The sequence below is a fragment of the Alteribacillus sp. JSM 102045 genome (assembly GCF_041949975.1).
Lineage (GTDB): Bacteria > Bacillota > Bacilli > Bacillales > Marinococcaceae > Alteribacillus.
The window spans coordinates 47,280-54,429 of sequence record NZ_JBHFQG010000026.1 but is presented as its reverse complement, the minus strand read 5'-3'; the positions used below and the strand labels follow the sequence as shown (position 1 = coordinate 54,429).

Here is a 7,150-nt window from a genome sequence, read left to right as displayed (position 1 = left end):
CCGTGGAGAAATATAGCGCTCAGTTGGTGGAGAGATCCAACCAAATGTATGAAGAACTATTGGAAAAAGAAATTATTCCAGAAATAGAACGGGACAACATGGATGAATTATCTACCGATGAACTCACCCAAATAGTGAAAAAGCTAGACGAAAAGGTAGAGAATTATGATCAACAAATCGAAGCGAGCGAAGACGGAAGCGAACGTAAACAGCTTCGTTCCGAACGTAAAGCACCAAAGCAATATCGAAAACCATTCAAGGATTATGTAGCGCGCAAACAAAAATACCAAAAGGACATGAAAATCTTCGGGGAGCGCAACAGTTATTCGAAAACCGATCATGACGTCACATTTATGCGAATGAAAGATGACTATATGAGAAATGGTCAAACTCAAAGCCGGTTATAATGTACAAATGGCGACAGAAGGACAATATGCATTGGCTTATGATGTTTTCCCCAATCCAACGGATACACGAACGTTCATCCCTTTTCTAAATAAGATTGAGAAAGGTTTTTTTCAGCTACCAACTACATTGTCGCTGACGCCGGTTATGGCAGTGAACAAAATTATGAAGATATTCTAAACCATCGAAAACGTACACCACTCATCACGTATAACTTGTATCGTAAAGAAAAGAAAAAGAAATATAAGGAAGATCCTTTTAACATGGCCAACTGGGACTATGATCAAAAAGACGATTCATTGACCTGTCCAAACGGGAAAACATTGACATTTCGCTATACGTCAAACCGAGTGGATAAAGCAGGATTTCAACGAACATTTAAGGTCTATGAATGTGAAGACTGTTCTGGTTGTCCATTACGATCCAAGTGTACAAAAGCAAAGGAAGGAAAGAATCGGAAGGTTTATTACAACGAAAAATGGGAAAACCAAAAAGCATATATGAGAGAAAAGCTTTCGGAAACGAAAACGGGTGAAATCTATGGTAAGCGTAAGATAGATGTAGAGCCAGTCTTCGGATTTTTGAAGGCTAATTTGCGTTTCACTCGAATGTCGGTGAGAGGCAAAGAAAAAGTAGAAAATGAGTTAGGGTTTGCATTTATGGCGGTGAACTTGAGAAAGTATACCGCCTCCACACATCATGGACCCCTGAATAGTAACCAAAAAAGATTCCGATTATTAAAAAACGATAATCGGAATCTTTTTTTACTATTTCGGGCTAGTTATGTCCCAGCCCCATCTTTATCTAGATGGCTATGCCATTCTTATATTCCTTATTCATGACGGCTGTTATCCTGCCGTCAACATATATTCTTAATAATTCTTTATTCCGGCTCAATTAAGCCGTAACGTCCATCTCTTCTTCGATATACTACATTAGTATCGCCATTCACCGCATTAGAAAATACGAAAAAGTTGTGACCTAACATATCCATCTGCAGGATAGCTTCTTCTGTATCCATCGGTTTTAAGTTAAAGCGTTTCGTACGGACGATTTCATAATCATCCACTTCGCTTTCAGGAAACTCGTTATTCGATAATTCTCCATTAACAAGCTCTTCATTTAAGTCTTCAATGTTGTCTTTAAACATGTATTTCACACTGCCGTCTTGACGAAACTTGCGATTCACTTTTGTTTTGTGTTTTCGAATCTGCCGTTCAAGCTTTTCAACGACGAGATCGATGGCAGCGTACATGTCAGCGTGTGTTTCTTCTGCCCGAAGCAAAAGCTGCGGCATCGGAACAGTAACCTCAATAATGTGTTCGCTATTTTGAACCTCCATTTTCACATGCACATCAGCCACCGGAGTGTTGTCAAAATAACGTTCAAGCTTAGTCACTTTCTTTTCCACATAATTCTTAAGTGCCGGAGTTACCTCTAGGTTTTCACCACGAATATTGTAATTCATCAAGTAAACTCCTCCTTTCGATGCTACTATTATTCTATATTCACTTTTAGACTCCTTCTCAAAACAGAAAAATCGTCAAAAAAATCGAAAGAATGTAAAGAAAATGCGAAATTTGTCGAACAGCAAGCTTCATGAAAAAATCAGGTTCGTTTCAGACGTAAAAAAGCCCGCCTCATCGCTGAAAACGGCCTTAATTTTAAATTTGTGTCCTGCGCTCCTCAGTCTTTCAGGAGGCAGAAAAATATATTATAGTTTGTTAACATTTGCAGCCTGGGGGCCGCGCGCACCTTCCACAATTTCAAATTCAACGTCCTGTCCTTCTTCGAGCGACTTATAGCCTTCTGCATTAATCGCAGAGTAATGTACAAAAACGTCGTCTCCGTCTTCTCGCTCGATAAATCCAAAACCTTTTTCATTGTTAAACCATTTTACTTTTCCTTGCATAATTCACATTCCTTTCGAAAGTTATGCGCGGGCTTTCCCACTTTTTTACTATAGCAGATGAACAAGTAAATAGTCAATAAAATTTCAAACTATTTGCACATTTTTATTTAGAAGGTGATGGAGCTGCGCAATGAGAGGCATAGGCGGGGCGGAGCTTACTTTTGTAGATTTAGCGGAACGAGAATCCTTTTGGTCCGTGCTGTAGCAGCAAGGTTAACTGCTCTCTTCAAAAAACATTGTCTCGAAAGTAAGAGACAGTCCCATATTCTTTTTGGAAGCACTCGCGTGATTAGGACCTCCCTAACTCTTTTTGCCAAGCTTGAGGAAGGTCCACATCGATCGCCGCTGCCAACTTTCTGATTAAGAGCAATGGCACTGCCTGTACAGAAAAAACAAATAAAAGCAAAACAGCCGGTCGTGATTTATTTTCACAACCGGCTGTTTACCATGCAAGGGCTTTTCAGACAGCTCCTTCATTATCACCAACACTTATACACCCATAGAAATATATTTTGTTTCAAGAAAGACTTCAATGCCTTCGCGTCCGCCTTCCCGGCCTATACCGCTTTGCTTCCAGCCGCCAAATGGCGCTTGGGCAGCAGACGGTACGCCGTCATTCCAGCCGACTATACCAAACTCAAGTCCTTCCGCTACTTTCATGCCCCGGCTCATGTTTTCTGTAAAGAAATAAGAAGCTAAACCGTATGGAGAAGAATTGGCTAAACGAATGCCTTCCTCGTCGCTTGAAATTTTCTGCACAGGAGCGACAGGGCCGAATGTTTCTTCTTCCATAATCACCATCTCATGCGTGATGTCTTTCAGGACAGTTGGTTTAAAGAAATAAGCGCCATTTTCTTCATAACCTTCTCCGCCGACAACAAGCTCGGCGCCTTTGTCGATCGCGTCTTTCACATGACGACCTACTTTCTCAAAACCTCCCTGGTTGATAAGTGGTCCAATGTCCACATCGTCTTTAAACCCGTTACCGACTTTCAGCTTTTCTGTTTCTGCTTTAAATTTCTCAATAAACTCATCATAAATGCCTTCTTGTACATAAATACGGTTGCCGCATACGCACGTTTGACCAGCATTTCTAAACTTCGAAGCAATCGAACCTTGAACCGCTTTATCTACATCCGCGTCATCCAAGACAATGATAGGCGCATGTCCGCCTAATTCAAGCGACAGTTTTTTAATTTGTTCGGAGCCTTGTTTCATTAATAAACGCCCAACTTCCGTAGATCCAGTAAAAGTAATTTTTCGTACCGCTTTATTCTCCATCAATTCTCCGCCGATTTCAGAAGCCTCCTGCCCGGTGACCAGGTTGAATACTCCTTTCGGAAGACCCGCTTCTTCACAAATCTCTGCAAATTTTACTGCAGAAAACGGTGTGTCTTCTCCCGGCTTTAATACGACCGTGCAGCCAGAAGCAAGAGCCGGAGCTACTTTGCGGGTAACCATTGCCTGCGGAAAATTCCACGGAGTGATCGCTCCGACGACACCTACAGGCTGCTGAATCACCATCATCCGTTTTTCTGTAGAGCTGGCTGGAATGATTCTTCCATAGGTGCGCTTCCCTTCTTCTGCGAACCATTCAAGAAACGAAGCAGCGTACTGAATTTCTCCTTTTGCTTCTTTGAGCGGCTTTCCCATTTCCTCCGTAATCAATTCTCCGAGCTCATCTTTTCTCTCCATCATCAGACGGTATATTTCTTTTAAATAGCCGGCACGTTCTTGGGCTGTAAGGGCAGACCAGCTTTTAAAGGCGTTTTCGGCAGCTTCGACAGCTTCTTTGGTTTCTTTTTTTCCTCCGTCTGCTGCGGTGCCGATTTTTTCTCCATTCGCTGGATTTACTACGTCAAAAGTTCCTTTTTCTGCTGTTTTCCATTCTCCGTTTATATACAATCTAGTGTCCATGAATGATCTCTCCTTTTTTCATCTCAGTAAACAATTTGTTTATTTCCATACCCGAAAATAAATATTTATATGCTTTTTTATCCGAATTTTAAATTTTTGCTTGCCAGAAAATCAATTATATACAACCACTTACAACTAATAATTAAATTTCCGTATGAAATTTTACATTTTATTGAAATTAAATGAAGTTAAGGTAAAATAAATTTAGGGCAAAAAGAAATACATATTTGATTCTTTGACATCGTCCTTTTCCTCCCAACATATCCCTCCTTACTAATCTAATAGGCGCTTTTCCCCAAAATGCCTACTATTTGAACCGAAATTCCCTCTCTTAGACGGTTCAAACCATCGACAGGATCTGATACCCCTCATCAGCTCCTGCTCTCTTATTAGTTTCTACTTATTTTTCTGAACTCCTTTTCCTGCTCTATCCAAGCCATCCTACATATGATACTATTTTAATGATACCCTTCACATAGAGGAGGATGTACCATGTCACGAATCCGTAAGGGGCTGCTTGTGATCATGCTGGCTGTGTTTGCCACGGCATGTACATCAGAAGCAGAAACGGATGAAAACGGCACACCTTCTGAACCGCCGGAGAAAGAAAAACCGGAGGAACAAGAAGAGTCTGCCGATGATGTTCTCGATCAGTCCATTGATATGATGGAAGATCTAGAGAATTACTCCATAGACACGAATATGAATCAAGATATCCGATTTAAAGAAGATGGATATTTAAGAAATAAATATCGCTCTCATACCATAGTTAACCTTGACCCCGTTCGTTACCATGAAACTTCTACCATTAAAACGACAGAGGAAAACGGAAAAAGGGAAACGTCAACGGATGTTGTCGGGTTAGAACGCTACTTTACGGAGAAAGGATATTATATTTTTGATTCAAATGAGGGCCGCTGGGTGAAGTTTCCCGATGAATTTACAGAAGACCTTCAATCCTATGATGAATCGTTTGAAAAACCTGCCCATACGCTTGAATTAATAGAAGCGTACACTGAAGACATTCACATGGAGGAAGGCAATGAGCATTACAGGCTTACTTTCTCCGGAGAAAATGAGCAGCTGCAGCAGATTGCTTTAGAAATGATGCGAATGGTCAACACCGATTTTTCTGAAATGATGGAAGATATGATGTATATGACCGAAATGGAAGGTCTCGAGTTTGAACTGTCGATTGATAAGGGAACTTTTTATGCCAAGAAGTTGAGAATGGACATGAATATGAACATGAACAGCGAAGAAGGAAAATCTTACAGCTCCACTCATACCGTTGTAGCCAGATATGATAATTTCAATGAAGCAGAAGAAGTATCTGTACCTGCCGATGTACTAGACAGCGCAGAGGAAATGGAGCTCGAAGAATTCAGCGGTTTTAAAGAAATGGAAGAATTCGATACCATTGAAGGCATAGAAATTGAAGAATTTTATAAGGATAATGAAGACGCGGAACCAGAAGACGACGAAGAGGAAGTAGAAATCGATTTAAACGAATTTCTTAGCAATGAGGAAAACGATGAGGATGCAGAAGATGAAAATGATACAAATACAGATTAAATTCTAGAATAACCATAGCAAATGAATGAAATACGATACAAATAAGACCGGACTCCTGCTGTTTGTTGTAAATCAGCTTGGGTCCGGCCTTTTCGCGTCTTCTTTTACGCTTTGCACAAGAAGTTTCCACTTTTGAAACGCAGGCATTAAGTCCGACGCTAAAAAACGTATCCGCTGTTCTGTTGTATGGCAGGAAGAAATATTTTGCGCGTTTTCCAATTTATCGTGAAAATTCTCCATGTCCTCTGCCATTTCTTCCTTTTCTACAAACAAATAACGCATCGTCATGTTATCCGATGAAAAAGGCGCAAATTCTTCCATCATTTGAATTAGCAGCCGATCCCCATTATCCACATGGCCTTCCCGGTAAAAATAGGCCACCGAGGAAAGGCCCTCTTCGACCGTATCGAGCCATTCTTTGTATCTCTGTAAAAAAACGCGTTCTGCTTCTCGTAAACGCTGAGACATGATTGAGTTCTCCTTTCGGGGCGGGGGGGGGGATGTGGTTTGATCATAGCATTATTGTGCTTTTTTTTGTATAGGACGTTCTTTTGAATGAAGTTGCGGTCGATTTTATTATGAATGGCGGCTTTAGCATGGAGGGTGCTGGGTATTGGATTATGAACTGCTATTTGCGATTTATGCACCTTTTCTTCAGGTTTGGGCTGCTTTCTTGCTTTTATAATGCACTTTCACTTAGATATGTACTCACCTAACTGCTGCATACTTCCAAATTAGCTTCGTTTTATTATGATCATGCATGGAGTTCCAAGGGCCCCAAGGACAGGGGGGCTGATTTATTCTCGTTATGAACCTCTGATCCAGACTTATGCGCTGCTTTTCTCCAAATATGCACTCCTTTCCGCCATTTATGCACAACTTATAACGAAATACGCATGAACTTCAATTATGTGGGGGTCTGGCCCCACATAAATCACATAATTAAAACAAAGCAGCCCATTTCAGGCTGCTTTGTTTTAATTTTTTTGATCAAAAAAGACGCCGTCTACGGTGGGGCCGTTGTATGGTCTCTCGTAACGCTGACTCGATTCTTTCTTTTTTTTCAATTGCTGCATACCGAGGCGGAGTTCTCCTTTGGAAGCTTCCATCCGCTGCTGGATATCTTCGTTCATTTTTACAATAGTACGGCCCAGCTTTTGTTCGGCATCGTTAAATTCGGTTTGCTTATTCATTTCTTCTAACAGCTTAGCACGCTGCTGGAGATAGTCTTCGAGTTTTTCTACGTACACATCGCGCTCGTCGAGCTCTTTAGGAAGTGTTGTCGAAACGTGTTCGTGCAGGGCTTTAGTTACAAGAAACAGTTCTTTGACCAAAGCCATG

Annotated in this window: 6 protein-coding genes and 1 pseudogene; 2 read left to right on the top strand and 5 right to left on the bottom strand. The window is 41.1% G+C overall.

The genetic code is table 11. The features are described from left to right. Positions 1-1,247: pseudogene (locus ACE1TI_RS15865) on the top strand (IS1182 family transposase); the annotation flags it as partial. 41 nt (positions 1,248-1,288) lie between these two features. Here the strand turns inward: ACE1TI_RS15865 and hpf are convergent. From hpf to ACE1TI_RS15850, 3 genes are all read right to left on the bottom strand, one after another. Next, positions 1,289-1,873, bottom strand: a complete 585-nt coding sequence (gene hpf / locus ACE1TI_RS15860) for a ribosome hibernation-promoting factor, HPF/YfiA family (protein WP_375008536.1) — start codon at positions 1,871-1,873, stop codon at positions 1,289-1,291. A gap of 246 nt (positions 1,874-2,119) precedes the next feature. Beyond that, positions 2,120-2,320 carry a cold shock domain-containing protein gene (locus ACE1TI_RS15855; RefSeq protein WP_375008538.1) on the bottom strand — a complete coding sequence of 67 codons (201 nt, stop codon included), beginning with the start codon at positions 2,318-2,320 and terminating at the stop codon, positions 2,120-2,122. Positions 2,321-2,806: 486 nt separating this feature from the next. Then, positions 2,807-4,234, bottom strand: a complete 1,428-nt coding sequence (locus ACE1TI_RS15850) for an NAD-dependent succinate-semialdehyde dehydrogenase (protein ID WP_375008535.1) — start codon at positions 4,232-4,234, stop codon at positions 2,807-2,809. A 492-nt stretch (positions 4,235-4,726) separates the two neighbouring features. Between ACE1TI_RS15850 and ACE1TI_RS15845 the strand changes: the two genes are divergently transcribed. Beyond that, the gene (locus ACE1TI_RS15845; protein WP_375008534.1) at positions 4,727-5,809 is read left to right on the top strand and encodes a DUF6612 family protein; all 1,083 of its coding nucleotides are present in this window, start codon (positions 4,727-4,729) and stop codon (positions 5,807-5,809) included. 72 nt (positions 5,810-5,881) lie between these two features. Here ACE1TI_RS15845 and ACE1TI_RS15840 read toward each other — a convergent pair whose 3' ends face one another. Then, complete coding sequence (locus ACE1TI_RS15840; RefSeq protein WP_375008533.1) at positions 5,882-6,277, bottom strand: DUF8042 domain-containing protein; 396 nt, start codon at positions 6,275-6,277, stop codon at positions 5,882-5,884. Positions 6,278-6,786: 509 nt separating this feature from the next. Next, positions 6,787-7,149, bottom strand: coding sequence for a flagellar protein FliT (fliT, locus tag ACE1TI_RS15835; protein ID WP_375008532.1), 363 nt, complete (start codon positions 7,147-7,149; stop codon positions 6,787-6,789). Position 7,150: the final 1 nt, after the last annotated feature.

What these genes read in the sequence shown, in the direction of transcription:
- ACE1TI_RS15850 (WP_375008535.1), bottom strand. Translation starts at nt 4,234, where the DNA reads ATGGACACTAGATTGTATATAAACGGAGAATGGAAAACAGCAGAAAAA.
- ACE1TI_RS15845 (WP_375008534.1), top strand. Translation starts at nt 4,727, where the DNA reads ATGTCACGAATCCGTAAGGGGCTGCTTGTGATCATGCTGGCTGTGTTT.
- fliT (WP_375008532.1), bottom strand. Translation starts at nt 7,149, where the DNA reads ATGGCTTTGGTCAAAGAACTGTTTCTTGTAACTAAAGCCCTGCACGAA.
- hpf (WP_375008536.1), bottom strand. Translation starts at nt 1,873, where the DNA reads ATGAATTACAATATTCGTGGTGAAAACCTAGAGGTAACTCCGGCACTT.
- ACE1TI_RS15840 (WP_375008533.1), bottom strand. Translation starts at nt 6,277, where the DNA reads ATGTCTCAGCGTTTACGAGAAGCAGAACGCGTTTTTTTACAGAGATAC.